27 protein-coding genes, 1 tRNA gene and 2 pseudogenes are annotated in these 26,402 nt (G+C 39.9%); 18 read left to right on the top strand and 12 right to left on the bottom strand.

Features of this window, described 5'->3' with window-relative positions:
• Positions 1-17: 17 nt before the first annotated feature.
• A complete protein-coding gene (locus AC559H_RS17585; RefSeq protein WP_026787759.1) occupies positions 18-815 on the top strand; it encodes a pentapeptide repeat-containing protein in 798 nt (265 codons plus the stop codon).
• Positions 816-844: 29 nt separating this feature from the next.
• Here the strand turns inward: AC559H_RS17585 and AC559H_RS17580 are convergent, their stop codons facing one another.
• Entirely contained in the window at positions 845-3,382 is a 2,538-nt protein-coding gene (locus AC559H_RS17580) for a phospholipid carrier-dependent glycosyltransferase (RefSeq protein ID WP_026795448.1), read from the bottom strand.
• A gap of 189 nt (positions 3,383-3,571) precedes the next feature.
• Between AC559H_RS17580 and AC559H_RS17575 the strand changes: the two genes are divergently transcribed.
• Positions 3,572-3,644: transfer RNA gene (locus AC559H_RS17575), tRNA-Phe, on the top strand.
• A 25-nt stretch (positions 3,645-3,669) separates the two neighbouring features.
• On the opposite strand, the gene AC559H_RS17570 is transcribed toward AC559H_RS17575, so the two are convergent.
• From AC559H_RS17570 to AC559H_RS17555, 4 genes are all read right to left on the bottom strand, one after another.
• The gene (locus AC559H_RS17570; protein ID WP_026787757.1) at positions 3,670-4,101 is read right to left on the bottom strand and encodes an NUDIX domain-containing protein; all 432 of its coding nucleotides are present in this window, start codon (positions 4,099-4,101) and stop codon (positions 3,670-3,672) included.
• A 122-nt stretch (positions 4,102-4,223) separates the two neighbouring features.
• A complete protein-coding gene (locus AC559H_RS17565; RefSeq protein ID WP_233423105.1) occupies positions 4,224-4,775 on the bottom strand; it encodes a shikimate kinase in 552 nt (183 codons plus the stop codon).
• Positions 4,776-4,853: 78 nt separating this feature from the next.
• Complete coding sequence (locus AC559H_RS17560) at positions 4,854-5,558, bottom strand: ABC transporter permease (protein WP_026787755.1); 705 nt, start codon at positions 5,556-5,558, stop codon at positions 4,854-4,856.
• Between the two features lie 96 nt (positions 5,559-5,654).
• Positions 5,655-7,949, bottom strand: a complete 2,295-nt coding sequence (locus AC559H_RS17555) for a ribonuclease R family protein (RefSeq protein WP_026795449.1) — start codon at positions 7,947-7,949, stop codon at positions 5,655-5,657.
• Positions 7,950-8,385: 436 nt separating this feature from the next.
• Here AC559H_RS17555 and AC559H_RS17550 point away from each other — a divergent pair, with 436 nt between their 5' ends.
• Positions 8,386-9,174: a slr1353 family protein gene (locus tag AC559H_RS17550; RefSeq protein ID WP_051319506.1), complete on the top strand. Its 789-nt coding sequence runs from the start codon at positions 8,386-8,388 to the stop codon at positions 9,172-9,174.
• An 8-nt stretch (positions 9,175-9,182) separates the two neighbouring features.
• On the opposite strand, the gene AC559H_RS17545 is transcribed toward AC559H_RS17550, so the two are convergent.
• Both AC559H_RS17545 and AC559H_RS17540 read right to left on the bottom strand, forming a co-directional pair.
• Positions 9,183-9,599 carry a secondary thiamine-phosphate synthase enzyme YjbQ gene (locus AC559H_RS17545; RefSeq protein WP_026795450.1) on the bottom strand — a complete coding sequence of 139 codons (417 nt, stop codon included), beginning with the start codon at positions 9,597-9,599 and terminating at the stop codon, positions 9,183-9,185.
• Positions 9,600-9,651: 52 nt separating this feature from the next.
• Entirely contained in the window at positions 9,652-10,764 is a 1,113-nt protein-coding gene (locus AC559H_RS17540; RefSeq protein ID WP_026787752.1) for a hypothetical protein, read from the bottom strand.
• Between the two features lie 133 nt (positions 10,765-10,897).
• Between AC559H_RS17540 and AC559H_RS17535 the strand changes: the two genes are divergently transcribed.
• The 12 genes and pseudogenes from AC559H_RS17535 to AC559H_RS17480 all read left to right on the top strand — a co-directional run bounded on the left by AC559H_RS17535 (position 10,898) and on the right by AC559H_RS17480 (position 20,750).
• Positions 10,898-12,481: a B12-binding domain-containing radical SAM protein gene (locus AC559H_RS17535; RefSeq protein ID WP_026795451.1), complete on the top strand. Its 1,584-nt coding sequence runs from the start codon at positions 10,898-10,900 to the stop codon at positions 12,479-12,481.
• Between the two features lie 520 nt (positions 12,482-13,001).
• Entirely contained in the window at positions 13,002-15,233 is a 2,232-nt protein-coding gene (locus AC559H_RS17530; RefSeq protein WP_071782808.1) for an adenylate/guanylate cyclase domain-containing protein, read from the top strand.
• A gap of 119 nt (positions 15,234-15,352) precedes the next feature.
• Positions 15,353-15,521, top strand: a pseudogene (locus AC559H_RS17525) (slr1658 family protein); the annotation flags it as partial.
• Between the two features lie 44 nt (positions 15,522-15,565).
• Positions 15,566-15,761 (top strand): annotated as a pseudogene (locus AC559H_RS17520) (slr1659 superfamily regulator); the annotation flags it as partial.
• Positions 15,762-15,948: 187 nt separating this feature from the next.
• Positions 15,949-16,803 carry a GGDEF domain-containing protein gene (locus AC559H_RS17515; protein ID WP_043937757.1) on the top strand — a complete coding sequence of 285 codons (855 nt, stop codon included), beginning with the start codon at positions 15,949-15,951 and terminating at the stop codon, positions 16,801-16,803.
• A 172-nt stretch (positions 16,804-16,975) separates the two neighbouring features.
• Positions 16,976-17,656, top strand: coding sequence for a DUF305 domain-containing protein (locus AC559H_RS17510; protein ID WP_036831574.1), 681 nt, complete (start codon positions 16,976-16,978; stop codon positions 17,654-17,656).
• Positions 17,657-17,778: 122 nt separating this feature from the next.
• On the top strand, positions 17,779-18,102 hold the full coding sequence (locus AC559H_RS17505) for a hypothetical protein (RefSeq protein ID WP_026795453.1): 324 nt from the start codon (positions 17,779-17,781) through the stop codon (positions 18,100-18,102).
• A gap of 38 nt (positions 18,103-18,140) precedes the next feature.
• Complete coding sequence (locus tag AC559H_RS17500) at positions 18,141-18,275, top strand: hypothetical protein (protein ID WP_264477055.1); 135 nt, start codon at positions 18,141-18,143, stop codon at positions 18,273-18,275.
• A 79-nt stretch (positions 18,276-18,354) separates the two neighbouring features.
• Entirely contained in the window at positions 18,355-18,750 is a 396-nt protein-coding gene (locus AC559H_RS17495; RefSeq protein WP_026795454.1) for a phosphomannose isomerase type II C-terminal cupin domain, read from the top strand.
• Between the two features lie 70 nt (positions 18,751-18,820).
• Positions 18,821-19,336 (top strand): adenine phosphoribosyltransferase, encoded by a 516-nt coding sequence (locus AC559H_RS17490; protein WP_026795455.1) that lies wholly within the window; start codon positions 18,821-18,823, stop codon positions 19,334-19,336.
• Positions 19,337-19,394: 58 nt separating this feature from the next.
• Positions 19,395-20,384, top strand: coding sequence for an ABC transporter permease (locus AC559H_RS17485; protein ID WP_051319504.1), 990 nt, complete (start codon positions 19,395-19,397; stop codon positions 20,382-20,384).
• A gap of 81 nt (positions 20,385-20,465) precedes the next feature.
• Positions 20,466-20,750: a hypothetical protein gene (locus tag AC559H_RS17480; RefSeq protein WP_026795457.1), complete on the top strand. Its 285-nt coding sequence runs from the start codon at positions 20,466-20,468 to the stop codon at positions 20,748-20,750.
• Between the two features lie 191 nt (positions 20,751-20,941).
• Here AC559H_RS17480 and AC559H_RS17475 read toward each other — a convergent pair whose 3' ends face one another.
• Together AC559H_RS17475 and AC559H_RS17470 are read right to left on the bottom strand one after the other, a co-directional pair.
• Positions 20,942-21,316, bottom strand: coding sequence for an HNH endonuclease (locus tag AC559H_RS17475; RefSeq protein ID WP_237157151.1), 375 nt, complete (start codon positions 21,314-21,316; stop codon positions 20,942-20,944).
• A gap of 116 nt (positions 21,317-21,432) precedes the next feature.
• The gene (locus AC559H_RS17470; RefSeq protein ID WP_051319503.1) at positions 21,433-21,648 is read right to left on the bottom strand and encodes a hypothetical protein; all 216 of its coding nucleotides are present in this window, start codon (positions 21,646-21,648) and stop codon (positions 21,433-21,435) included.
• A gap of 106 nt (positions 21,649-21,754) precedes the next feature.
• Between AC559H_RS17470 and AC559H_RS17465 the strand changes: the two genes are divergently transcribed.
• A complete protein-coding gene (locus AC559H_RS17465) occupies positions 21,755-21,913 on the top strand; it encodes a hypothetical protein (protein ID WP_158442080.1) in 159 nt (52 codons plus the stop codon).
• A gap of 73 nt (positions 21,914-21,986) precedes the next feature.
• Positions 21,987-22,229 carry a hypothetical protein gene (locus AC559H_RS17460; protein ID WP_026795459.1) on the top strand — a complete coding sequence of 81 codons (243 nt, stop codon included), beginning with the start codon at positions 21,987-21,989 and terminating at the stop codon, positions 22,227-22,229.
• A 25-nt stretch (positions 22,230-22,254) separates the two neighbouring features.
• On the opposite strand, the gene AC559H_RS17455 is transcribed toward AC559H_RS17460, so the two are convergent.
• Entirely contained in the window at positions 22,255-23,928 is a 1,674-nt protein-coding gene (locus AC559H_RS17455; RefSeq protein ID WP_081693742.1) for an ABC transporter permease, read from the bottom strand.
• A 137-nt stretch (positions 23,929-24,065) separates the two neighbouring features.
• On the opposite strand from AC559H_RS17455, the gene AC559H_RS17450 reads away from it, so the two are divergent.
• Positions 24,066-25,154, top strand: a complete 1,089-nt coding sequence (locus AC559H_RS17450; protein ID WP_026787741.1) for an ABC transporter ATP-binding protein — start codon at positions 24,066-24,068, stop codon at positions 25,152-25,154.
• Here AC559H_RS17450 and AC559H_RS17445 read toward each other — a convergent pair.
• Both AC559H_RS17445 and AC559H_RS17440 read right to left on the bottom strand, forming a co-directional pair.
• Entirely contained in the window at positions 25,138-26,091 is a 954-nt protein-coding gene (locus tag AC559H_RS17445; protein ID WP_087882108.1) for an alpha/beta fold hydrolase, read from the bottom strand. The genes AC559H_RS17450 and AC559H_RS17445 overlap by 17 nt on opposite strands.
• 88 nt (positions 26,092-26,179) lie before the next feature.
• Entirely contained in the window at positions 26,180-26,386 is a 207-nt protein-coding gene (locus AC559H_RS17440; RefSeq protein WP_026787739.1) for a hypothetical protein, read from the bottom strand.
• Positions 26,387-26,402: the final 16 nt, after the last annotated feature.

Raw genomic sequence — 26,402 nt, 5'->3', positions numbered from 1 at the left:
AGATTGAACATTAAACAATGGATATTAAACAATTACTAGAAAAATACGCCCACGGGGAAAGGGATTTTCGAGGTGCCATCTTAATTGGGATTCAACTCAATGGCGTTGATTTAAGTAGTGTCGATTTAAGTGGAGCAAATTTGATTAATGCCGACTTGCAAGAAGCGGATTTAAGCGAAGCCGATTTGACCGGAGTTAACCTAATTAATGCTAATTTAAGTGGCGCTGATTTAAGTGGTTCTGATCTAAGTCGCGCCTATCTGAATGGAGCTAAATTAGTTGGTGCTTATCTTAACCGCACCCATTTAATTAATACCTATTTAAGTGGAGCTAATTTAATTTATACTAAACTAATTGGAGCTAATTTAACCGGGGCTAATCTAACTAATGTTAAATTAATTAATGCGAATTTGACTAGGGCAATTTTGACCAATTCTAATCTCACTGGAGTTAATTTAATTGGGGCTGATCTCACAAGTGCTAACCTTTTAGGGGCCGATCTTAGGGGGGCAAATTTAAGTGGAACCTTAATTGATGAAACCACCCAACTGAGTGATAAATGGCGACTGGTTCAAGAAATTGTCACCCAGGGGGGAATAGAACGGGATTTACGTTATGCAGATTTGAAAGAAACTAATTTAATTGGAGCAAATTTAACCCGCGCTAATTTAAGTGATGCGGATTTAAGCGGTTCTAATTTAAGTGGAATTTATCTCACCGATACAATTGTTGAAAATGCCAAATTTGTCGGTGTTGTCGGACTCTCTCCCGAAGCTAAATTAAACCTCAAACAACGGGGGGCTATATTAGATTAGGAATGAATTTTCTCTTGATCAATCTCTACCTAATTGTTGATTTTATTCAGGACTTGTAAATTCTGCCAAGCTTGAATAAAATTACCCTGCATCAGTTGAGAAACCCCGGTTAAAATCTTAAATTCAGGTTGATTGGGGTTTAACTCTAAAGCTGGTTTTAAGGCCTGTTCTGCTAATTTTGCTTGTAAATTATACAGATAAACAAATCCTAAATAGGCGTGAGCATTGGGGTTTTTACTATCAAGTTGAGTCACTGTTTTTAAGGCTGCGATCGCACCTTCAGCATCCTGTTGTAAAACATTAGCCAAAGCCAAATTATAAGCAAAATCCAATCTATTAGGTTCCTGTTTTAAGCGATATTCTAACGCCTTTTCCGCTTGAATGGTATAATCTTGAGTCGGATCATATTGATTAATTCTTCCCACCTGAGCAAAAATCGGATCTAACCCCTTAATTCCTGCGGGTAAATTCACAATTAATAATCTTAACTGCGTCACTAAATCCAATTCTGGGGCGACAATAGGAGGAGCTTTAGGATCAATTTTTAAAGTAATATTAGGAGTATTAATTTTATAGCTTTCCCCCGTTTCTCGGTTCAAATAAGTGGCTTCTAATTGATAATTTCCCGGAATCAAATCAACCGGAGGAAACATCGCCATTCGTTCTGTGACTTGATAACTTTGATCCGGTGCATCCCCATATAATTGTCCTGTTCCTATACCATGATCATGAATCCAAGATGATAAACCTTTGGGGTTAGGAGGAGTTAACTTCCAATTTAAAATCACAATTCCCTGCTGCAAATCCTGTAACGATCCTCGCCATTGATAACTAACCGGAACCGGAAGTCCGGGGGGTGCTTCAGTCGGAATTAAAACCCGTTCTAACTCTATTTTGGGAATCGACTCTTTTAGAGGTAAAACTTCTACAAAGGGAATAATTCTTTCATATAAATTTAAAAAACTATTATCGGGTAATAGCCATTGTTTATTTAGCTTAAATTCGGGACTGGTTTCTAAGGTTTGCATCGTCATTTGTTGAGCATCCTGAACCCGATTTACTGACCCCTGTTGTCCGGTTTTAGTCACAAACCAAGACATTGATCGCACATCCTGTAAAACATTCTTTTTATTCGTTCCCACCTGTCTCCCGTGAACCTGAGAACCTTGTAAGGAACCATAATAGTTTAAATTATGTTGATTAATTTCTGGCGTTGAAGGTAATACCCCTAAATTGCTTTTTAAATAGGGTTGTGCTTCAATGATTGCAGTAATCACTTGTTCATGGGGCCAAGGATTTCCTAAATAAACATGATGTTCATTTCCTGGGTTTAAAGTTCTAATTACCTGTCTAACGGGATAATTACCAATCGGCCATAAATTAAACATCATTAATATTATTCCTAAACCCAAGGTTCCCCACCGAATTTGTCGCCCCCAACCTTGAGGAAATAAGGTTAAAAAATAGGCTAAAACAATTGCTAAAACCGGAAGTAAGGGTAAACTATAGCGGAAATCTTTGTTAGGATTTAGGGAACAGAGGAGATATCCCCCAAACCAAAATATTGCTAACCATTTTAAGGATATCCAGTTTAATTTTAACTTTGAGAAATGTTGAAAGGGATGGTGCTGTTGATTCCAAGATAAAGAATAGTGTTTAATAATATAGAATAAAAAACCAATAATCGGAATAATTAATAGAGGGAAAGAAACATGGGCGGGAAGTAATTTAAAATAATATGTCCAAGCATCTAAACTGGTTAAACTCGGATCACCTTCGGCGATCGCAGAATCAAGGGTCGCTCGTTTTCCTGAAGTTAACATTAATAACCAATTAGTTTTCGCCCAAGGGAAAATAATCGCTATTGATAATAATAAGGCTACGAATAATTGTAAAAAACGGTTCCACTGACGATGTTTTAACACTCCCACCGTTACCCATAATAGGGGAGTAAATAGGAAAAAAAGAGCCGTTTGTTTAGTCAAAAGAGCTAACCCAAAAGTTAACCCAAATAGAATAGCCCACCGCCAAGAATGAGTTGGTTTTTTATCGGAATTATTAAGATCAGAAAACCACCATAAAGTCAAGCTATAGAAACTTAATGTCACCATAGCCGTTAAGGGATAATCAAGCAAAAATTGTAACCGATGTTGATAAAGTCCGGGTAAAATTGCACATAACGCCGTTGCCCAAAATCCCACAGAACGATTAAATAATAATGTACCTAAACCATAAACTGAAGCAAATAAAATAGCACTAAATAATAGATGAACCCCGTTAGTTTGATCCGGCCCTATTCCTAATAGATTCTGAAAGGGAATTGTTAATAAATAGGTCAAGGGGGGAATTTTAGGGGACATCATCCACATCTGAGTCCACCAGTCCCCGGAAAACCATTGGGGATGTTGCCAAACTTGCCAATAATTTAACGCCTCATTCAGATAATCCGCCTGATCCCAAGCGGGAACAGACCGATCCATCCTAAACCATAGGCGATCGCTCACGGCCACCAGCAGCCAAATTAAGCCAACCCCAATGAGCTCTGCGGGGGGTTTGTTGTGCTTCATCGTTGTACTTTCTAATAAGATTTGTGAACCCAACCCCGAGGGCCGAATCTCCAAAGTCAATTAATCACAGGGTTTGGAGACTCAACCCCTCCAATAAAATACTACGATCGATTCCGATTAGAAAAAATTTCTCCACAGGGGGGTTGCCAAACTCGATCAGATTTGCTAGATTAGTGAAAGTGAAAACAAGCCGGGATAGCTCAGTCGGTAGAGCAGAGGACTGAAAATCCTCGTGTCGGGAGTTCAAGTCTCCCTCCTGGCATCCTTCAACACTAGACCGTTGCTGATTAACTCAGTTGCGGTCTAATTTTGTAATGGCGATAACGCCAATAGTCTTTGAGAATCCGATCATGATCAAAACAGAGGTTTTGCGGGATTCTCCAGGGTTCAAAAAGTTCTAAATCTTTCGCGTCATCGGCGGCTTGGGGTTCACCAATTGCTGTGGCTAAAAAAACCACACTGAGGGTATGTTGACGGGGATCTCGATTCGGATCGGAATATACATAAAATTGTTCAATTAATTCGATATCTAATCCCGTTTCTTCTTTTGCTTCCCGAATGGCGGCGGTTTCAACGGATTCTCCATAATCCACAAACCCCCCAGGAATTGCCCATCCAAAGGGCGGATTTTTGCGTTCAATTAATACAATCGGTCTAGCTGGGCGATCGCTTAATTCAATAATAATATCAACAGTTGGAGCAGGATTGCGATAATTCATAAATCAGGGAATAGGGAATAGGGAACAGGGAACAGGGAACAGGGAACAGGGAATGAGCTATATCCGTAGAGACGTGCCATGGCGCGTCTCTGTCCTGGCTGTATCAGTTTATCGGGATCGAATTAATTTAAACCATAAGATTGAGGTTTTAAAATGGTGGGAATTTTTTCTAAGATTTGGGTAACAACCTGTTGCGGGACACCACCAGGATTAATTTTAATTTCGAGATCGGCTTGAGCATACAAAGATTGACGTTTTTCTAATAGAGTTTGTAATTGTTGTAACGGGTCGGGATGTTGTAATAAGGGTCGAGTTTGATCTTCTTTTAAACGGTCATAGAGTTCTTCAACAGGAACATTAAGCCAAATAATCATTCCATGTCTGAGATAACTCCAATTCATTTGTTTAAGAATAATTCCTCCTCCTGTCGCCACCACAAATTTTTTATAGGCACAAATTTCCGATAAAACTTGAGATTCTAAATCTCTAAAAACATCTTCGCCTTCCGTGGCAAATATATCAGTAATAGACTGATTAGTTGTTTTACTAATTATGTCATCGGTATCTATGAATCTATACCCTAACTGTTTGGCTAATAATCCGCCAATGGTACTTTTCCCTGAACCCATCATCCCAATTAAATAAATATTGATGCCTTTTAATCGTTCTTGCAAAATTATTAGATCTCCTGAGAAATTAGCTATCAATTATATCATTTTATAGTTTAAATTTTTTAACAACAAATCTGAATTTTAGGGAAGATTGGGTTGATCCTCCTCATCTTCTAATCCCCAATCTTCTTGATCATAATTATTATGACTTTGAGGTTTAATATCATCTTGAATTTTCGTTTTAGGAGGCGGGGTAATAATTCGATAATCAGCATCATACACCGTTTCAACTTTCCCGACTCCGGTACTACTAGAATCTCGATCTTCGTAGGAATAGGCATAGGATGAATCCGAATCCGTTGCGGTTTGGGGTGATTTTTCTGGGGTTTCTCTCCCTTCTCGCTCCCAAGCAGGGTCAAAAGGTTTTACTTCTGTTTCCCAATCATCATCATCCGCAAAACGACTCCGACGGGGTTCAGGTTCAGAAGGACTCACGGAACTATGGGCCGTATAAACCGCTTCTGGAGTGGGTTCGACGGGTTCGGGAGTATAACCCCAAGAAGACTGATTAACAGGGTCTAGGGGCGGTTTAGCAACGGTTTCAGGGGATGTTTTAGAGGGAGAAAACGGTTTAACCTTCTGATGATTAATTTGAAATAAATTATGAATGATTAAATAGGTTAATATTCCCGCAGCGATCGCAATTAAAATCCAAACAGAAATAGGTAAAGTTGGCAATTGATTTCCTAAAAAAATCAAAGGTAAAGAGGGGGATAGATTTTGGATCGTAAAGATCGCCAAACCCCCCACCAGAATCAGTAAACTAATTAATTGTGTAATAGACATTTTACTAATTACGAATTATGAATTACGAATTTAAGAGGATGACGCAGATTAACACAGATTAAAATCCGTGAAATCCTCTTAAATCCGCGTTAAGATTTAGGAAAAATAGGGTTCGTCGTTATCCTCTGAGGCCTCACTACCACCACCGACTGCGACTAAATCAATTTGTTGACGATAGTAGTCTACACTTTTTACCTGGACTTCGACATTATCCCCAAGACGGTATTGGTTGCGATTTTTGCGACCGACTAAGGTTTGTTGACGAGAACGGTATTCATACCAGTCATCCTTGAGGGAGGAAACATGAACCAGTCCTTCCACCCGTAAAACCTTACCGCCGGGGGACTTCACCTCAATTTCCACAAAGAATCCATAGGACTGAACCCCGGTAATTAAGCCAATGAAGTTTTGACCCGTGCGTTCCTTCATGAACCCGGTTTTCTTGAGTCCTTCTAAGTCCTCCTCCGCATCCACAGCCACGCTTTCCCGTTCACTCAAATGAATCACTAACTGGTTAAACTGACTTTCTAATTCATGGTGAATTTCCGGGGGGAGAACATTCCAGGTAATTTTCCCATGACAGGAAGAATGGCCCAAATCCACACCCTCCTTAGCCCGGGTGGAACGGCGATCGCGTCCTTCCTCAAACACGCTTTTGAGTACCCGCAAAATCTGTAAATCGCAATAGCGAGACAGAGGGGAAGTGCAATGGGTATAACAGGGAAGGGCCAAACCAAAATGAAGTTTAGCAGTGGTGCTATAAACCGCAGGTTTGAGAGTTTCCTCTAATAAATAACTCAAAACCCTTTCCGCCCGACTATTTGCCAATTCCTCCGTAAATTGTTGGAAGGTACTGGGTTCTACTTCTTCATCCTCATCCAAAAATAATTCCGTCCCCAAATGGGTTGCTAATTTCGCTAACTCCGAGACATCAGACGCTTCTGGAGGTGGTTGGACGCGGTAAATCGCCGGAACACCCAAAGTATGTAAATGACTCCCGACAATTTGATTCGCCAAAACCACCAATTCAGAAACCATCGCCCGGGCGGGAGATAAAGATGAGAGAACAATTGGCCCAAGTTCCCCTTCATCATTAAAATGACAATGACTATCGGGTAAATTTAGTTCAAAACTTCCCCGTTCTAAGCGAATTTGGCGTACCGCCCGACTTAGTTCCAAGAAATTTTCTAGGACATTCGCAAAAGGCGAGGGTTCACCATCGAGAATGGTCTGGGTTTGTTCAAAGCCGAGTTGATGATCAACCCGGATCACACTGGGTTGGATCTCGTATTCCGTTACCCGTCCCGCCATATCGAGGGTGATCATAATTGAGATGGCCAATCGTTCCTCGTCGGGAACTAGAGCCAAGCGATCACCAGAAATGGTTTCGGGATAAATCGGAATTAATTTATCCGCTAAATGAATCGCCGTTCCCCGTTTGCGGGCTTCTCGGTCAAGATCACTATCGGGAAGAATATAATGGGCAGCATCAGCTAAATGAATCCCTAATTGCCAATGATCGGATTTTGTTTGTTCAATACTAAAGGCATGATCGATACAGGGTGGATGGTTCGGTCGTTCTGAATCCTTGAAAACCGAAAATTCAGGATTGCCTAAATCCGGTTGAAAACTAATCGTTAAAACATTGCGAATATCAACCCGATTTTTTAAGTCACTTTTTTTCGGGTTACGGTCAATCGCCTCCGCTTCCCGTAGGACTCCGGCGGGCCATTTGCGGGGTAAATCGTGTTTACAACAAACAATATCCAAATCATCGGCATCTTCGGCATCGGAACCGAGAATTTGGACAACGTGACCTAGGGGACGATGAACACCAATGGGATAACGCAGGACTTCTACATGAACCAAATGATCCACAGCCCCGGACAGTTCCGACGGATCATTAATTAGGTCTAATTCAAATAACAACCGATCATCTAAAGGAACCGCCCGATATCCGGTTTTGGATTGTTTAATTCTGGCTAAAACCGAAGGATTCGCCCGTTCTAAAATCACATAAACTTCCCCTTCGGGAGAACGGCGACGACTGCCTTCTTTAATGATTCTAACCAGAACCCGATCGCCATTCCAAGCGGTACTTAGATGACTTTCCCGAATATAAACATCTTCGGCTCCTTCAGCATCTTGAATGGCAAAACAGAAGCCTTTACTGGAACATCGGAGTTTGGCTTCGACAATTCCTTCTTCGGGAACCCGACGATAGCGACCTTTATCTTTTTCCAGAATTCCAATTCTTTCCAAAGCATCCAAAGCAATCTGAAACCTTCGGAGACTTTCCTCGTCGGGGGCGAGTTTTTTCTCTAAAGCCTTGGGGGTGACTAATTTATCATCGGAAAAATAGGCTAATAGTGTAGCGATTGAAAATTCCATGTAGCGATTAATCCTCTTTTTGTCAGAATCAGGTTTTGGGTGTTAGGGATAGGATATTGGGTGTTAAACGGGTGAAGATTGAGCAAAGAAGTGATTTGGTGCTTTCCACACATCGGACACCCAACACCCAATCCCCAAAACCCCATCTTTAAAACACCTGGGGGGGAACTTCTCACGGGCTGATTGTACCAACCCCATAGGGACAGTGTTACAATCAAGGATGCACAAAAGCCGTCCGTTAGATATAGAGGCTACAGGCTAAACAGAGGAGACCCTAGTATCTATTCCCTTGGGCAATGCTAACTTCGAGCTTATGAAATAGCACCTAATGTTGATTCCCTTGGTGCTTGTGAGATAGGGTATAGAATTTGTGACGTTTAGCTTTGTGAATGACTAATCTTTAAGTATATCGTAGTTTGTTTAGGAATTATTTATTATGTTGGCTCAATTGCGATCGCGTTATCCGACGGCAAGTTTAATTTCTGAGTTACTCACCATTTACCTAGGAAAATATGTGGTACGGGCGGTGGTCGAAATCAACGGGGTGATCCTAACCACGGGATTAGCCGCCGCCGATACCGTTGAGTTAGCAGAGGATCAAGCCAAAAAACGGGCGATTCAATCCCTAGATATTGATACCACCCGACCCCAAGCTTCTACCCCCAGGGAACCTTTAAAACCGACACCCATGGAACTCAAACCGGAGGTTGTGACGCCTGTTTCAGTTCCCACAGCCTCTCCTAACCTTGAGAGTCCACCCCCCCTCGCCCCATCTTCTATCCCCAATCAAGATTCTGAGGGAATTCCCTCCGCGTCTCTCACCTCCGATGATTGGTTATCAGCTACCTATATTCAGCCCAAAACCGACAAGACCCCGGACAAGGATACGGAGAGCAAATCGTCCTCTGCTAAGGGTTCTAAAGGACGTAGTGCTTCCTTACCTCCGGTTCCTGCAAATCCCGAAGTTGTCCCCACCTATCCCGATGAACCCGAATTTAGCCAAGCCTCGGCGGGTTCTGGTCGTTCTTTAGAAACAACGGATTTTTCCTCGGATATTGCTAAAACGGATATTGAATTAAAGCGGCTACAATGGACTCAGGAACAAGGTCGCGCCCATTTACTCAAAACCTATGGGAAACGGTCTCGCCAGCATTTAACTGATAATGAATTATTGGATTTTCTGCACTATTTAGAGTCCATTTCCATACCGACCGAATCCCCCTAAAATCGGTTTTAGTCTCCCGTAATATGTACGACTAATTCCCGTGTTTGACGATGACGTCGATGTTCCCAGAGATAGATTCCTTGCCAGGTTCCTAATAGTAACCTTCCCTGGGAAATCGGAATTTGTTCAGAAGTATGGGTCAGAACTGTGCGAATATGGGCGGGCATATCATCTGGCCCTTCGGCATCATGAATATAATAATTGCCTTCGGGAACCAACTTAGATAAAAAGTTCTCTAAATCCCTCAAAACATCAGGATCAGCGTTTTCTTGGATAATTAAACTGGCGGAAGTATGACGTAAAAATAGATGGCAAATTCCGATTTTTATCCCAGAATTATTAACCACTTCCTGTACATAAGCCGTAATTGTAGAAAAGGATTTTCCACTGGTTTGTATTTCCAAAATTTCTTGATAATGCGCCATAATTTCACCCGTAGTATGCCCTTCAGGGCTTAATTATCCTTAAATAGTAAAGTTAACCCATAAGATAGTCAATCACCCCTTGAGCGATCGCTTCATTCCCATTTTTATCTAAGGTTTCAGATAAACGGGGTTTAATTAAAGGTTGGTGTAGAAAATTCCAATCCTGTTCAAAAAATTCCGTCGCCGGAATAATCTGATGTGTCCCATAATTTTCTAACCATTCTAATAAAACTGGAGCTTCTGCAAATCCCTCTCGGGTTAAAGAAACAACCGGAATATCTAACCGTAATGCCTCCGCAAAGGTACTATAACCGGGTTTAGAAATTACCTGCCTACATAGGGGCATTAAATCCACCGGACGCAGATGGAATAGATGGGAATTGTGATCGGGTAATTTCAGAGAATTACTGACTTGAATTAAATTCGGAAAGGGGGGTAAATGTTGATCAAAGGTAATAAAGGTATAATCCGATAACCGTTCAATATTATGATAGGGAATTGCCGATAATCCCAAACCACCAAAAGTTAATAATATGGTTTTTTCCGGTGGGGTTTTAATCCCTAATGTTTTTCTCAGATAGTCTAAATCAAACCGAGGATTTCCCCCGGTTAAACCTACATCAATTTGATGGGGAAAAGCCGTCATCGGTTCATGGAGAGGAAACCGAAATAGGCGATCGCATTGACTAAAACAACCGGAAATCCAATCTGCTAACTCGATAAAATCTTCCCCCCAATCTCGATAGATAAAATCCCAACCAAAATTACCCATCATCCAACAGGGAACCCCCGCAGCCTTAGCAATTTCCGTAGCCAGGGGAGAAATATCAGCTAAAATTAAATCAACTTTATTTTGTTTAATAAAATTCACTTCCCCGGCAATAATCGCCCGTTGCTGTTGACGGATTTGTTGCCATTGTTCCCGGGTTGCTGCTGTATCCATCGTCAAACTATCGGACTGTACCACCCCCACATCAAAACCGCGAGGACGGATAATAAAATCTCCCTCCAAATAAGATTCTAATAACCATCGGGGGGCTGTTGTGACGAGAATTAATAAAACATCAGGACAACGCCTTTGGATTTCATTGGCAACCGCAGAGGTTCTAACCGCATGACCAAATCCATGATTGGTAATTGCTAAATATACAGTAGGTCTTGACATTGTAAAAAAAATTTAGTTTAGATTAGATTAACAGAAATTCAATTTTGGTGATTTGATCAAATAATCATACTTAAGATAGATAAAAATTAAGCCAATTTTACCTACACTCAATAAAATTAGAAACTAAAAATCCATGAAAATATTGCTGATTTATCCTCAATTTCCCCAATCTTTCTGGTCTTACGATCGCTTCATGGAAATTGCTGGTCTCAAAGCAGTAATTCCACCATTAGGTATTATTACAGTTGCAGCCCTGTTACCGCAAGACTGGGAGATGAGATTTCGCGATCGCAATGTCGCCTGTGAAACCCAAGCCGACTGGGACTGGTGCGATCTGGTGATTCTTTCCGCCATGCTAGTGCAGAAACCCGACTTTCAAGCCCTAATTCAAAAAGCCGTGCGCCTGGGTAAAACCGTAGCCGTGGGTGGCCCCTATCCCACCTCCGTCCCCCAAGACGCCCTCGACGCCGGGGCTGATTTCCTGATTCTTGATGAAGGGGAAATGACCATTCCCCTATTCCTAGAAGCTCTGAGTCAAGGTCAAACCCAGGGGATCTTTCGCTCCACTGAAAAGCCCGATGTTAGCCAAAGTCCGATCCCGCGTTTTGACCTGCTTCAGAGGGATAGCTATTTTATGATGGCGATGCAGTTTTCCCGGGGCTGTCCCTTCAACTGCGAATTTTGTGACATTATTTCCCTGTATGGCCGCAAACCCCGCACCAAAGAGCCGTCTCAGGCCCTAGGGGAGTTACAAACCCTCTATGATCTGGGGTGGCGCGGTTCTCTGTTTATTGTCGATGACAACTTTATTGGTAATCAGAAGAATGTTAAGTCCTTTCTGCGGGAATTGATTCCCTGGATGGAGCAACATAACCATCCCTTCACTTTTATTACCGAAGCCTCGGTCAATTTAGCCGAAGATGATGAACTCTTACAATTGATGGGGAAAGCGGGTTTTTATGCGGTTTTCCTAGGAATTGAAACCCCTGACCAAGATAGCCTGAAATTCACCCGCAAACAGCAGAATACCCGTAGTCCCTTATCCGAAGCCTGTCGTAAAATTAACCAGGCGGGGCTACTGATTTATGCCGGGTTTATCCTGGGTTTTGATGGAGAGAAGGCGGGCGCGGGCGATCGGATACAAGCCTTTATTGAAGAAACCAGTATTCCGCAACCGATGCTTGGTATCCTTCAGGCCCTCCCCAATACGGCCCTTTGGGATCGGCTGAAACAAGAAAAACGCTTAATGGCGGGAAACGGCCATCCCACTGGCGACCAAAATACCCTAATGAATTTCATCCCGACTCGCCCCATGGCCGATATCGCCCAGGAGTATATCGAAGGGTTTTGGACGTTATACGAGCCAGAGAATTATCTGCGTCGCTGTTTGCAACAATGTCTGAAAATTAACTGCTCCACAACTAAAAAACAAACCATGCAGTTTCCCCTGGGTAAAGGGTTAAGATTAGTAGCCCAGGTGATCTGGCATCAGGGGATACGGCGGCCTGAGATTAGAGGACAGTTTTGGAGTCAGCTTTGGATCATCCTCCAGAAAAAACCCCAAATGCTGAATCTGTATCTGGGGCTATGTGCGGCTGGGGAACATTTCTGGGAATATCGGGCCTTGGCCAAAGAAAGGATTAATCAACAGATGAATCTTCACCCCTTAGCAACCCCTGAAGTTGAGATTCTCACCCCCTTACCCCTATCGGTCTAAAAGTATTCAGGACTTACGGAAATTTGGGGATTTAAGCCCATAAGTAGGGGTAATTCATGAATTACTCCTATTTTCTATAGAGGTGATGCGTAAGTCCTGAATAATTCAGAAATTGAATATAGTATTAATTTAGGAAATGTACCGAATCATTAAAAAAGTAGGGTGCAGACGTTTTATGCTAAGTATTGAGGGAGTCAGCACCCCGCACTGAAGTGACGGGGCTTCGTGCCTCTAACTTCAGTTAGTTGACCAGCCTAAGTCTTAACTGACTACGTTTTTTGAGTCATGACACCCTGTTGGATGCGATAGCGAAGCGTGGCGTCAGCCATAGCTAGTCCCTGGCTCTGTCGTTAGTAGTTAAACAGTTTTACGAGGGGTAAGACATTGCTACTAGCCTAACAAGCTCTTAAAACATTGGCGAAGCTAACTTTACCCTAGAAATAGGAGTTAGGAGGGTAACCATACCCTCCTCCCTGAAAAGGGAAAAATATAAAGCCGTCCTAGAAGGCCTGCCCTGAGCTTGTCGAATGGGACGGGGTTTCTACCCATTTTTCTGATTGTTTTTTCTACTAATCCCAAATCCGAAGGTCAATATCGGGATCAAGAAAAATATTTTCAATCTGGTATTTACAAGACTTTTGTTCAAAATCTTTATATTTCATCTATTACAAATAAACTAAATTTAACGATCTCGACACCAATTAAGGGATCTAATCAGGATGTATTTGGGGTGTTGGTAGTACACCTGAATATGAAAAAAATGGAAGAAATTGTTTTTGATAAAACAGGTTTAAAAACCACGGGAGAAACCTATTTATTTGATCGATCTCAGATATTTTTTACCGCCGAACAATTTGGTCGGTATGAATTTGCAAAAAAAGTTAATAGTCCAGGTATTCAAGATGCTTTATCGGGAAAAAATGGCTATAAAACTTATATTAATCATGCCGGGATTCCGGTGATTGCAGCCTATCGTTGGCTGGATAGACAGGAATTAGCGTTATTAGTAGAAATGCACCAATCTGAAGCAAATGAACCCGCCGAAAGATTAGCTTGGATTATTTTATGGGTGGGATTAACTTCGGCGGTTATTTTAGCAATTGGAGTTTATATTTTAGCACTACAAATTACTCGCCCAATTATCAATATTACTGAAATAGCAACTCAAGTCTCCGATGGAGATTTGACGTTAGTGGCTCCAGTGGTTACTGATGATGAAGTCGGACAATTGGCTATTTCTTTTAACCAAATGACCCGCCAACTACGCCGTCTCTATCAGGGTTTAGAAGAAAAACTTTTTCTCCTTGAGAAAAAAGAAATTGAATTAAAACAGAGTTTAAATCAACTCAAAGCCGAGAAAAAAATTAGTGAGGTTCAGAAAAATCAATTAACTCAAGCCTATCAAGAAATTAGTCTGCTTAACGAAAGGCTGAAAACTGAAAATTTGGATTTGATGTCAGAATTAAAGGTTCAAAATCAACACCTCTATCAATTTTTAGAGGCGATTCCTTTAGGTGTTGTGGTTATGGATGCCCTGGGAAAGTTATATTATAGTAATAAAGTGGCTCAAGAGTTATTGGGAGTTGAGGTTTTATTTTCTAATCCCCCGTTACAATTGAACGTTTATTCAAATTCATCATCAGCCACAAAAACACCTTATATTTTAGATAATTTACCCATTTTTAAAGCCCTGCGTGATGGCGTTTGCTGCATTGATACCTTAGAAATCATATCCTTAGATCAGACTATACCTTTGCAAATGTGGGGAACTCCAATTTTTGATGAATTTGGTCAAGTGACCTATGCCATTGGTGTGTTTCAAGATGTTAGTGAACGCCGAAAAGCCGAGGAAGAACGCCAACAGTTTATTGAGGAGATGTTTGAGGTTAATTGTAATTTAGAATTGGCTTTAGATCAAGAAGAACAATTAACCGATGCGGCGGGAAGATTTGTTCCGAATCAGTTTTTATCGTTTTTAGGATATGAAAGTTTAGTGGATGTTAAATCCGGGGATGCGGTACAGAAACGAATGTCGATTTTATTCTCAGATATTCGGAGTTTTACCCAAATGTCGGAACGGATGACCCCCGAAGATAATTTTAAATTTATTAATGCTTATTTATCCCGCATGGAACCTGCTATTACTGAAAATCGAGGCTTTATTGATAAGTATATTGGCGATGCAATTATGGCACTCTTTGGCGGGAGTGCTGATGATGCGGTGAAAGCGGGAATTTCTATGTTACAAAGATTATCAGAATATAACCTGACTCGTCAACGTCCTGATCGCCCTCCGATTAGCATTGGGATCGGAATTAATACCGGGGATTTAATGTTAGGGATCGTGGGTGGACAACATAGAATGGATAGTACCGTGATTAGTGATGCGGTTAATTTAGGATCTCGCTTAGAGGAATTAAGTAAACAGTATGGAATTCCTTTATTAATTAGTGAACATACATTTTTATCCCTTGAAGATCCTAATAGTTATTCCTTCCGAGTGATTGATAAAGTTAGGGTAAAAGGGAAATCAAAAATGGTCTCGGTTTTTGAAGTTTTTGATGCCGATCCGCCCTTACTTTATCAAAAAAAAGTAGAAACAAAAACCTTGTTTGAGCAAGCCTTAACCCTATATCATCTGGAAGCATTTTTTGAATCGGCTCAGTGCTTTGAAGCCTGTCTACAAGAAAATCCCTCGGATCAAGTCGCTCAAATTTACTTACAGCGTGTGATTCAATCCTTATCAATGTAATTAAAAAGAGTCCTAATTAATTTTTATTGAATGAGTAAATTTTTTTACCCTGACATGATAAAATGAGCTAACGGAGTTTTTTGGATCAGCCGATAATGGGTCAGTTAACAAAAGGATTTATGACACAAATTTTTGGCGACTTTGTTGAAGTTCCTCCAACCAGCAACGAATTTCTTGTCATTGGTTTCTCTCCGAGTTCCATTCCCATGAAACACCGTTGGCGCAATAATGGATTATCCGCTAATTTTATGGCTGATTATGTCACCACCTTTTTTCCTGAAAATCAAGATGATCCCACGACGGTAAATCTACAAAAAGAAAACCTATCCCTGATTACTATTAATCTCCAAGAATTAGAGTTTTTAAATAGTTCTGGTATTAATATGCTGTCTAAATTTGTAATTGAAGTTCGCAATAAAAAAGAGACTAAGATTAAAAGTTTTAGCCTCAAAAAAAATTTCCTGGCAAGGAAAATCTCTCAAAAATCTAACAAAACTCATGCCCTCTTTAGAACTAAACATTGAATAGAATTTTATCCCCATTTAGACTTTGATTTTAAATCTAAACTGGATATTTATAGATTATATAAACATTATAAAGATGTAGTATCCTATCCCCAGGAGATTTATTTTTTTTAATAAAATGAATTTTTGAATTAATATTAAATCAATAATGTTATAAATCTAATTTCATCCTTTATGGTAAGTATAAGTTAATGAAAAATGAGCATCTTTCTGAAAAACAACTGTTAGACTATATCAGCCGACTTCGCCAAGATATAGAAACTCTTAAACAAGAAAAAGCTGATCTGGAAATTCTATTAGAAGTTATCATTGATCACGGAGATTTAGTCGAAACTCAGTTACGCGAATCCCAGAAAAAACTCAAAGCCGAAATCGAACAACACTATTTAGCCCAACTCAAACTCGAAGCATCTCAAGAACATTTACAATCCTTAGTCACTTTATTAAGTCAGGAAAAAAATGACTTAGAGTTAATCCTAGAAACAACCATCGAACATAGTAATATTGTCGAAGAATCCTTACATTATGATAGTATTCATGATCCCCTAACCGGGTTATTTAATCGGAGATATTTAGATCTCGTATTACCCCAGGTATTCAAATCAGCCCAAAAAATACAAGAGTGTTTAAGTATTTTAATTGCGGATATTGATCATTTTAAGCAATTTAACGATAATTTCGGTCATAAAGCTGGAGATATTGTTTTAAAATTAGTCTCTCAAGCGGTACAAGGAGTGATGCGAACTTCTGATCTGGCTTATCGTTATGGGGGAGAAGAATTAGTCTTTATTTTACCCAATACAAATGTTGAAGTTGCTGAAATTATTGCGGAAGAAATTCGTCAAAAGATTAAAAACTTACAGTATGAGTATTCCTATGATTTTTTAATAGGAGTAACTATATCAATTGGGGTCGCGGGGTTTCCTGAACATACCCAATCCTGTGATAATTTATTACAATTTGCAGACCAGGCATTATATCAAGCTAAAGCCCAGGGACGCGATCAGGTTGTTGTTATTAATCCTAATATGAATCAGCAATTTTAAATTGATATTTTCAGTAAATTTTTAACCACTTGCTAAGAATTAGAGTGGTAATTATTTTTGCTCATTTCATTTTTTTTGTGTTATAATAAAGTCAAAGATTTAAGCGTTAAATCAAATTTTGATTTAATCTTAACTTACTGATCCTTTTCTTGCTAATTTTGACATCAAAACTATGAAAATTAATGCTCGGTTTTTATTACCCATCCTAGGTCTTCCTATTACCTTGATTTTGGGAGCTTGTACAATGCTTCAATCCCATTCTAAACCCATGACTTCAGAAACAGCAACTCCCGTTAGTTCGGAAACAGTTCTAGCCCAAAATAACGGCATGATGCCAGGAAATCATAGCATGATGATGGATTTGGGGCCGGCTGATGCTGAGTATGATTTACGCTTTATTGATGGGATGATTCCCCACCATCAAGGGGCGATTAAAATGGCTGAACAGGTGCTTCAAAAATCTAATAATCCTGAACTTAAAAAATTAGCAGAAGAAATTATTAAAGCCCAGAAAAAAGAAATTGCTCAGATGCAGGAATGGCGGAAAACATGGTATCCCCAAGCGAAAGATGCCATCATGTATCATGCCGCTATGGGTCATAGTATGTCCATGTCTAAGGAACAGATGGAATCAATGATGATGATGGTTGATTTAGGCGCTGCTGATGGCGGTTTTGATCAACGATTTGTTCAGGCGATGATTCCTCACCATGAAGGGGCATTAATTATGGCAAAAGATGCTCAATCGAAGTCAAAACGACCTGAAATTCAGCAACTTTCCCAAGCTATTTTAGTTTCCCAAGCAGCAGAAATTAAGCTGATGAAACAATGGTTAAAACCTGGATCTAATTAATGTATTATCCCTGTTCCCTTTTGCCCAGGAATAATGAATGTAAAGAGTTAATAAAAATTAATTAAAAAAAGGGGTAAATCCGTTAAAATAGCTGTAGAAAAATCTGGGGGAAGTTAGACAAAATGAAAACCAATCAATTAACAGCTAGATTGATTACACTTTTCGTTTTCAGCCACCTAACCTTTCCAGCAGGGGCTCAAATTCCTGTTTTTCCCTCCAGTGTTATTGCTCAACTCGTTCCACCTCCGGTGCTGACTAACCCTAATTTTAGACCATCAAATCCAGCACCCGCGCTATTTGTTCCTCCGATTCCGATGAATAAATACCCGGATTTAGTTCCCAACCTTTCTATTCCAATTCCGGGGAATATGAATCCAATGACCCATCCAAATATTGAAACCTTATTATTAAGTTTAGATGCCGGATTACGCAGTCTACTGCGTTAAGAAAAGCACAAATTAAACTTTTAAAAGGAGAGATAAAATTGGAAAATGGTTATTTACAATTAGACGATAAACAAGCCATTCCTCTACCTCCAGAATTGCAAAATTTACCCTCTAAAAGTCTGACTCACCCCTATTATTGGTCGGGTTTTACCTTAATTGGTAGTCCTTGGTAAATCGAGATATAATATTTAATATCCATATTGACCTTAGACGCTTTAAAATTAATAACCAATCAATTACCCACAAATAATTATGAGCCAAGATAAAACCCCATCACCGACCCTTAGTGAAGAATCAACGACTCGGACACCGCCTTGGGGTCAGGTTAGCCTACTAGAAGAAGGCGAGCGCTATCGGATTAATCGAATTGTGGTAAATCCGGGTTATCATATCAGTACCCAAATGCACTATCATCGCAGTGAACACTGGATTGTTGTGGCTGGAACCGCTAGGGTAATCTGTGGCGGACAAGAAACCTTATTACTTCCAAAACAGTCCACCTATGTTCCCATGAATACCCCCCACCGCCTAGAAAATCCTGGGGTAATTCCTTTGGTGATGATTGAAGTCCAAAATGGCGAATATTTAGGAGATGATGATATTACTCGTTTTCCCGAAGAAGATACCAAAAGCCAGACTAAAAAATAACTCGACAGAACGGACAAAATGAGAGACAATTGCCCTGAGTCAATCAATTTTCTTATTTACTAAAATACTCATGGATTTAAAGTCTCTCATTCGCAATATTCCCGATTTTCCTAAGCCTGGAATTTTATTTCGAGATATTACTACCCTGTTACAAAACCCCCAGGGACTTCGATATACAATTGATTCTTTAACAGAAAAATGTCGTCCTTTGTCTCCTGACTATATTCTGGGAATGGAGTCGAGGGGTTTTTTATTTGGAATGCCTTTAGCCTATCAATTAGAAGTAGGTTTTATTCCAATTCGTAAGCCCAAAAAATTACCCGCAGCCGTCTATCGGGCAGAATATGAATTGGAATATGGGACAGATTGTTTGGAGATGCACCAAGATGCCCTTTCATCGGGGGATAAAGTCTTAATTGTTGATGATTTAATTGCCACTGGAGGCACAGCCAAAGCCACCGCAGAATTAGTTAAACAAGCCGGGGCTACAATAGTAGGATTTTGTTTTGTGGTTGAACTTACAGGGTTAAAAGGACGGGAACAATTGCCCGATGTTCCGGTAATTAGTCTATTACAATATGATTAATATTTTTAGAGTTTTTCTAGGGTAAATTTGTTAGTTATCAAGGGGTAAAATTAGGATTATGAGTGAAACATTAGTCTATATTGGTAAGCGATTATTACAGGCGCTTTTAACTCTACTTTTAGCATCGGCTTTATGTTTTACTATTACTCAACTTGCCCCCGGAGATTACTTAGATAACCTCTCAAATAATCCTCAAATTTCCCCCGAAACTTTAAAACAACTGCGACAACAATTTCACCTAGATAAATCTCCCCTAGAACAATATTGGTATTGGTTAACCCAAATTGTCACTAGGGGAAATTTTGGCTTTAGTTTTGCCAATCAACGTTCCGTTACTTCCTTGCTAATAGAACGAGTTCCTGCTACATTATTATTAGCATTTTCATCGTTAATTTTAACCTGGATAATCGGCATTCCATTAGGGATAATTGGGGCGGTGAATCAGAATCGTTTTACTGACCGATTTTTGCAAGTTATTAGTTACACCGGACAGGGTTTTCCCAGTTTCATCACCGCTTTATTATTATTATTTTTAGCTCAAAAAACCTCCCCCCTATTTCCCGTTGGCGGCATGACCAGTATTAATTTTCCCGATTTATCACCCCTGGGAAAAATAGCCGATATTGCTTGGCATAGTATTTTACCGACATTAGCATTAAGTATTACCAGTTTTGCCGGGTTACAAAGATTAATGCGAGGACAACTTTTAGATGTTTTACGCCAAGATTATATTCAAACGGCGAGGGCGAAAGGACTCCCAGAAAATCGGGTGATTTATGTTCACGCCCTACGGAATGCCATTAACCCTTTAATCACATTATTAGGCTTTGAATTTGCCAGTTTATTAGGGGGAGCTTTTATCGCCGAAACCTTTTTTAACTGGCCAGGATTGGGTAAATTAATTTTACAAGCGGTACAACAACAGGATTTATATTTAGTTATGGCGAGTTTAATGATGGGGGCGGTTATGTTAATTATTGGGAATTTATTAGCGGATTTACTCTTAAAAGCCGTTGACCCTAGAATTAAATTAGAAGATTTACGTTGAAATTTTAGCGGTAAAATAGAGATAATAGGATCAAAATAAATTGGGTTAAACCTAGTTTGCAATTTTAAGGAGACGGTTTAAATGCTCTCTGAAGTTTATTATATTCTGCGCTCAAAAGCCGATGGACGTTATGTTACCTCCCATCCTGAACCCGATAGTCCATTGGCTTATTTATTATTATTTTCAGAAAATTTTGATGCTTTGAGTTATTTAAACAAACACGCTACGGATGTCAAAGATCGGTTTGCGGTAGAATCAGTTACGGGTTATCAAATTAAACCGATTTTACAGCGTTGGGGATTTACTGGTATTGCAATGGTTAAAGAACCCCTTTTACCGCAGATTGAATTTATCCAAATTAAATAAAATTAAGCGGGTAACAAAACAAAGTAAACTGATAGAGTTTGATAGCGATCGCAATTTTGTCTTGGGTAAATTAGAACAGGATCAAAATATTTGTTAGGGTTTTTATCCCTAGAAAACCTCTATGTGTACCAGCGAGCGAGGACGCTCGCACTACTTTTTGATCAATTTTCTATATTTATTTCTAAACTAATTTAGTCTAAATGACGGGCTCCTTTACCTCGATTGCAGTCAATACAAAGCGTCTGCAAGTTATTGATCTCATGGCTTCCTCCTTGTGAAAAAGGCTTAATATGATCAACTTCTAGCTGTATTTTTGTAGAGCTTCGACCACAAAAACGACATTTATAATTGTCTCTAGTTAAAACAGAAACTCTGATTGAAGCCGGAATATAACGAGAGCGTTTGTTCTGTTTAGATTTAGGATCTAATTCGAGATTTTCAACAACCAGTTTTTTTCGTTTTGGTTTTGAAGATTTATCGGGTTTTTGATCATTCGTCTGATTAATCATATCCCTAAGAAATCCTCGCACCATTTTTTGTAAAGGATTCGGCTGTTTTTTTGCCATAAATTATTTAAGATATTAAACTTTAGTAGGGTGGGTGATCAACTGTGACTTGATGCTTCAGATTAAAACAGTTGTCAAGTTACCCACCCTATAGTTAACAAAAATTGCTATTGGCTTTAGTCTTTAGATGTTGCTTTCATCAGTCCATAGGCAGCAAGTCCAACAATTGCACCTAAGCCCATAACAGGCGCCATCCCAATCCCAACAGCAGTTCCACCGATAGCTAAACCCATTCCTCCCAATAAGGCACTTGCTCCTGCTCCTGCTGCTGCTCCTCCGGCGGCAAAACCTGCGGCTTCTTTTAGATTGTCTTCCGGCGGTTGTTTACTCATAACCTTAATCCTCTTTCAAAGGGAACTTGTCAATTCAACATTAACAAAAATAACCATAACTGGGAATTCGTATTTATACGGAACTTTAATATCTTTAATATAATTAGTGATACATCAAGAAAAAGCTGAGTCACCTTTTAAGTATTTAGAATGGACTCAGTTATTTTTGCAACAGTTTCAACAACGGTTGCGTTATCTAGTTTGGTTAAATCCTGTTCCTAAAGAGCGTTGGAATCATACGACGGCGGGGGTTGTTAATAATTAGCTTAAGCACTCTATAAATATACAATAGAGATTATGATCTAACCACCTAATAAAATTTCTTGAGAAATCTCTTAATGAAAGTTCAAGAACTCCTCAAGGCGGCTCAACAATTGAGCTTACCCGATCAAATTCATCTAGCCAGTCAAATTATGCAGTTAGTCCAACAAAAAATGCCACCCCCTACAGGAGAAATTGTCCCAGTCCTCCAGTCAGAAGACCCCTTAATTGGTCTTTTTGCAGGTTCCCCCGATTTGGCAACCCAGTCTGAAGAAATCTTGAATCGAGAACTGAACTCAACTTCTGACCACTGTTCTTAAGTGCCTGAGTTTTCTGGGATTTTTCTTATTGGTGATGGGATTGACTGATTTTTAAACTTAAGAAAATAACCGGAATCATCCCCACTAAAACAATCGCTAATGCGGGTGCAGCGGCTTCAGCTAATCGTTCATCGGAAGCTAAATTATAAACCCGAACTGCCAAGGTATCAAAATTAAATGGACGAATCACTAAGGTCGCTGATAATTCCTTCATGACATCAACAAAAGTTAACATTCCGGCTGTTAATAACCCACTCCACATAATCGGGGTATGCACCTTAATTAAAGTGCCAGTCGCCCCGTATCCTAAGCTACGGGCAGCTTCATCTAAATTAGGTTTGATTTTACTTAAACTCGATTCCACTGTCCCAAAAGAAACTGCTAAAAATCGGACTAAATAGGCATAAATTAAAGCGATAATTGTGCCACTCAATAACAATCCTGTAGAAATACCAAAGGTAGACCGCATTACCCCATCAATTGCATTATCTAATCTACCAATAGGAATTAAAATACCCACCGCAATTACCGAACCTGGAATCGCATATCCCATAGCAGCAATACGGGTGGATAATCGCATCAGGGAATTAGCATTTAACCGGACACCATAGGCCATAATTAAGGCGATCAGAACCGCTAAAATTCCGCTAATAGTCGCTAAAGTTAAACTGTGTAAGGCATAACTCCAAAACTCAGAATTAAAAAAGGTTCCTAAATTTTCTAAGGTCATTTTCAATAAAATAATACTAGGAATCAGAAACCCAAAAACAATAGGGAATAAACAGATAAAAAAAGCTAATCCTGCCCGAAATCCCGTGAGTTTAAATTGATTTAAAGATTGAAAGCGATTTCCCGTTTGATAATATTGGGCTTGACGACGTGACCAAAGTTCGAGTAAAATTAATCCTAAAATAAATAACATTAAAACCGCCGCTAATTGGGAAGCCGCCACCCGTTCTCCCATTCCGAACCAAGTTCGATAGATTCCGGTTGTAAAAGTATCAACTCCGAAATATTGAACGGTTCCAAAATCGTTTAATGTTTCCATTAATGCTAAAGCTAATCCGGCAATAATAGAGGGACGGGCTAGGGGTAAAGCTACGGTAAAAAAACTTTGCCAAGGGTTACAACCGAGGGAACGACTTGCTTCTAAGGTGCAGGTTGATTGTTCTAAAAACGCAACTCTAGTTAATAAATAAACGTAGGGATATAAAGTTAAAGATAATAAAAAAATTGCCCCCCAAATCGAACGAATATCAGGAAACCAATAGTCATCAATTCCGCTCCATCCAAAAGTGTTTCTTAGGAGGGTTTGCACCGGGCCATAAAATTCCAACCATTCAGTGTACACATAGGCGAGAATATAACTAGGGGCGGCTAGGGGGATTAACAACCCCCATTCAAATAAACGGCTACCCGGAAACCTACACAGGGTCACTAACCAAGCACTACTCACCCCCAGCAGCAACACAAGACTACCAACGCCAAAGATTAGCAATAAGGAATTAAGGATATAACCGGGGAGAACCGTTGAGCCTAAATGGTTCCAGACCTCGCTAGAATTAACAAAAATACTACTTAATACAAATAATACCGGAGTCGCAATCAAAACAGCGATCGCTACCACAAAAACAGTCCAAACGTCCAGCTTAAAGCTACGCAGGGCTTTGCTCAAGGACTCCCAGGACAATAATGACACAACCAAACACTCCTAAAAATTTAATTAAGTCTTAGTGAGAATATATCCTAAAAAGGGAGTATAATTGGAATGAAGTTTCAGCAATATTAGTTTCAACAGTACCGTTGAACCCTAAGATCAAATTAATGCCTGTAAAGATGACTCAATCTGTAATTCTGCATTTAGAGGACGTCGGTAAACAGTTTCCTCAAAACCAGACCCCAGCCGTTCAAGCCGTTAACCTAGACTTACATGAAGGGGATATCCTCGGACTATTAGGCCCTTCTGGGTGTGGGAAAACCACGTTATTGCGAATGATTGCCGGATTTGAACAACCGGACACCGGAACAATTACCCTAGCGGGGCGGGAAGTCGCCGGCTTGGACTATTGGATACCGCCAGAACAACGAGATGTGGGAATGGTGTTTCAGGATTATGCCCTATTTCCCCATTTAACCGTTGCTAAAAATATTGCCTTTGGCTTGAAAAATAGTAAGAAAAAATCTAGTTTAGGGATTAACAGACGGGTAGCAGAAGTTTTAGAATTAGTGGGATTATCGGGTTATGAAAAACGCTATCCCCATGAAATATCGGGAGGACAACAACAACGGGTCGCCCTAGCCCGCGCCTTAGCTCCCCATCCAGCTTTAGTATTATTAGATGAACCTTTAAGTAATTTAGATGTACAGGTTCGGTTAAGATTGCGGCAGGAATTACGCGATATTTTAAAAGTAGCAGGAACCACCGCAATTTTTGTTACCCATGACCAAGAAGAAGCCCTAGCCATTTCTGATTGGTTGGCGGTGATGCGAGACGGACACCTAGAACAGTTTGGCACACCGGAAACGATTTATCGACAACCCGCCTCTCGGTTTGTGGCAGAATTTGTTACCCAAGCTAATTTTATTCCCGCCAAACGTCGAGGAGATTTTTGGGAAACGGAATTGGGTTGTTTTGCTATTAACCCCTATCTTGTAGATGCTGTTAACCCAGATTGGGATAAATTAGACCGGGTAGAATTAATGGTACGACAAGAGGATTTTATTCTTAAACCTGATGATAACGCCCCGGTTGTGATTCGCGATCGCCAATTTCTCGGACGAGAAAATCACTATAGTTTGCAGGTTCCATCCGGTCGGGAACTCATCGCCAGAACCAGTGCGACAACGGCTTTACCTGTGGGAATGCGGGTTAATGTTTCTGTCCTTGAAAATGCTTTGCGGGTGTTTCCTAGTCGGAAAAATTAGGGGTTAGTTGACGGATAAATTTGGCAACAATTTTAACAAATTCTGAGGTCGATTCGTAGGGTAAAACATTACGCCCTGGAATTATAGCAGATTGGCAATTTTTCCAGCCTTTTTCATAAAGTTGACAACGTTGTTCTGGGGTTTCTGAAAATCCACTGCGACTAATACTAGATGCAGTTGTCCCAAAAACCGCTAAGGTGGGAATCGAAATTTCTGCCATAATATCCATATAGTTTTGTCGCCAAAATCCAGCTAAAAAGGAATAAACGGCATAACGGCTTTGATCATTTTTGGCTCCTGTTTCTAATAAGTCTAACCAATTTTGATCGACATCTTCGGCTTTGGCAAAAAGTTGACGAATGGAGAAGGATTCGATAAATTGACGACGACGGGCATACAGCCAGAATAAATTGCCAATGGGAGAATCAAAGAATAGATTCCAGACGAGTTTTTGCTGTTTTTCTGAACTGGGTTCGTTCATGACTCGCCAAGCTGGGGGGCCGGATAATATTAATCCTTTAATTAAGTTAGAATTAGATTTGTTTTGGAGTTGAGTTAGGGCGATCGCAACGGGTAATAAAGCTCCTTGTACTATTATAATAACAGGTTTTTGAATAATATTCTGTAAAAAATAATGCAATTGTTCCGCCCAATCTTGGGGATAATAGGCAAATTTTGGAATATCAGAATTTCCACAACCGATTAAATCGGGATTATAAATGGCATGATTTAATCCATTTTCCCGCGATTCTTGACAAAATCTATACCAAAAATTTCCAGATAATCCCACTCCAATCGGATGAATTAATAATAATGAAATATCATTATCAATATTAGGATTAACGGTCGGATAATATTCATAATAACATTCATATCCCTGCCAATTATAGGATTTTGATTCAGGAGTAAATAGGGAAGATTGGGAATTAGCTTTCATAATATCGGTAAATAATTAATTGAATGAATTTTACAGATTACATTAACCTTTAAACAAACTATTAACGTAATCTGTAAAATTAGATAGTTTACTCGATGTCAACGGTTTGGGTTTCTTCGGTGATGATTTCGGGTTCAATTATTGATTCTGGTGTGGAATCTTCTATTGAGGGAAGTTCGGGAACTAGATTAATATTTTCTGACCGTTGGGGTTCGGTGACAGGTTCTGAAATGGAAACTTGATCAACAATTTCAGGTGAGGGTATCGGAGAATTAGATGTTATAGCAAGAGGCAATAGGGAATAGGCAATC

Origin of the sequence: Planktothrix prolifica NIVA-CYA 540, from assembly GCF_963864145.1 — a bacterium.
Lineage (GTDB): Bacteria > Cyanobacteriota > Cyanobacteriia > Cyanobacteriales > Microcoleaceae > Planktothrix > Planktothrix agardhii.
This window is presented reverse-complemented; position numbering and strand designations above follow the sequence as displayed.

Excerpts from the sequence above, each read along its gene's own strand:
- AC559H_RS17585 (WP_026787759.1), top strand. The coding sequence starts at position 18 with ATGGATATTAAACAATTACTAGAAAAATACGCCCACGGGGAAAGGGAT.
- AC559H_RS17580 (WP_026795448.1), bottom strand. The coding sequence starts at position 3,382 with ATGAAGCACAACAAACCCCCCGCAGAGCTCATTGGGGTTGGCTTAATT.
- AC559H_RS17570 (WP_026787757.1), bottom strand. The coding sequence starts at position 4,101 with ATGAATTATCGCAATCCTGCTCCAACTGTTGATATTATTATTGAATTA.
- AC559H_RS17560 (WP_026787755.1), bottom strand. The coding sequence starts at position 5,558 with ATGTCTATTACACAATTAATTAGTTTACTGATTCTGGTGGGGGGTTTG.
- AC559H_RS17555 (WP_026795449.1), bottom strand. The coding sequence starts at position 7,949 with ATGGAATTTTCAATCGCTACACTATTAGCCTATTTTTCCGATGATAAA.
- AC559H_RS17550 (WP_051319506.1), top strand. The coding sequence starts at position 8,386 with ATGTTGGCTCAATTGCGATCGCGTTATCCGACGGCAAGTTTAATTTCT.
- AC559H_RS17545 (WP_026795450.1), bottom strand. The coding sequence starts at position 9,599 with ATGGCGCATTATCAAGAAATTTTGGAAATACAAACCAGTGGAAAATCC.
- AC559H_RS17540 (WP_026787752.1), bottom strand. The coding sequence starts at position 10,764 with ATGTCAAGACCTACTGTATATTTAGCAATTACCAATCATGGATTTGGT.
- AC559H_RS17535 (WP_026795451.1), top strand. The coding sequence starts at position 10,898 with ATGAAAATATTGCTGATTTATCCTCAATTTCCCCAATCTTTCTGGTCT.
- AC559H_RS17515 (WP_043937757.1), top strand. The coding sequence starts at position 15,949 with ATGAAAAATGAGCATCTTTCTGAAAAACAACTGTTAGACTATATCAGC.
- AC559H_RS17510 (WP_036831574.1), top strand. The coding sequence starts at position 16,976 with ATGAAAATTAATGCTCGGTTTTTATTACCCATCCTAGGTCTTCCTATT.
- AC559H_RS17505 (WP_026795453.1), top strand. The coding sequence starts at position 17,779 with ATGAAAACCAATCAATTAACAGCTAGATTGATTACACTTTTCGTTTTC.
- AC559H_RS17495 (WP_026795454.1), top strand. The coding sequence starts at position 18,355 with ATGAGCCAAGATAAAACCCCATCACCGACCCTTAGTGAAGAATCAACG.
- AC559H_RS17490 (WP_026795455.1), top strand. The coding sequence starts at position 18,821 with ATGGATTTAAAGTCTCTCATTCGCAATATTCCCGATTTTCCTAAGCCT.
- AC559H_RS17485 (WP_051319504.1), top strand. The coding sequence starts at position 19,395 with ATGAGTGAAACATTAGTCTATATTGGTAAGCGATTATTACAGGCGCTT.
- AC559H_RS17480 (WP_026795457.1), top strand. The coding sequence starts at position 20,466 with ATGCTCTCTGAAGTTTATTATATTCTGCGCTCAAAAGCCGATGGACGT.
- AC559H_RS17475 (WP_237157151.1), bottom strand. The coding sequence starts at position 21,316 with ATGGCAAAAAAACAGCCGAATCCTTTACAAAAAATGGTGCGAGGATTT.
- AC559H_RS17470 (WP_051319503.1), bottom strand. The coding sequence starts at position 21,648 with ATGAGTAAACAACCGCCGGAAGACAATCTAAAAGAAGCCGCAGGTTTT.
- AC559H_RS17460 (WP_026795459.1), top strand. The coding sequence starts at position 21,987 with ATGAAAGTTCAAGAACTCCTCAAGGCGGCTCAACAATTGAGCTTACCC.
- AC559H_RS17450 (WP_026787741.1), top strand. The coding sequence starts at position 24,066 with ATGACTCAATCTGTAATTCTGCATTTAGAGGACGTCGGTAAACAGTTT.
- AC559H_RS17445 (WP_087882108.1), bottom strand. The coding sequence starts at position 26,091 with ATGAAAGCTAATTCCCAATCTTCCCTATTTACTCCTGAATCAAAATCC.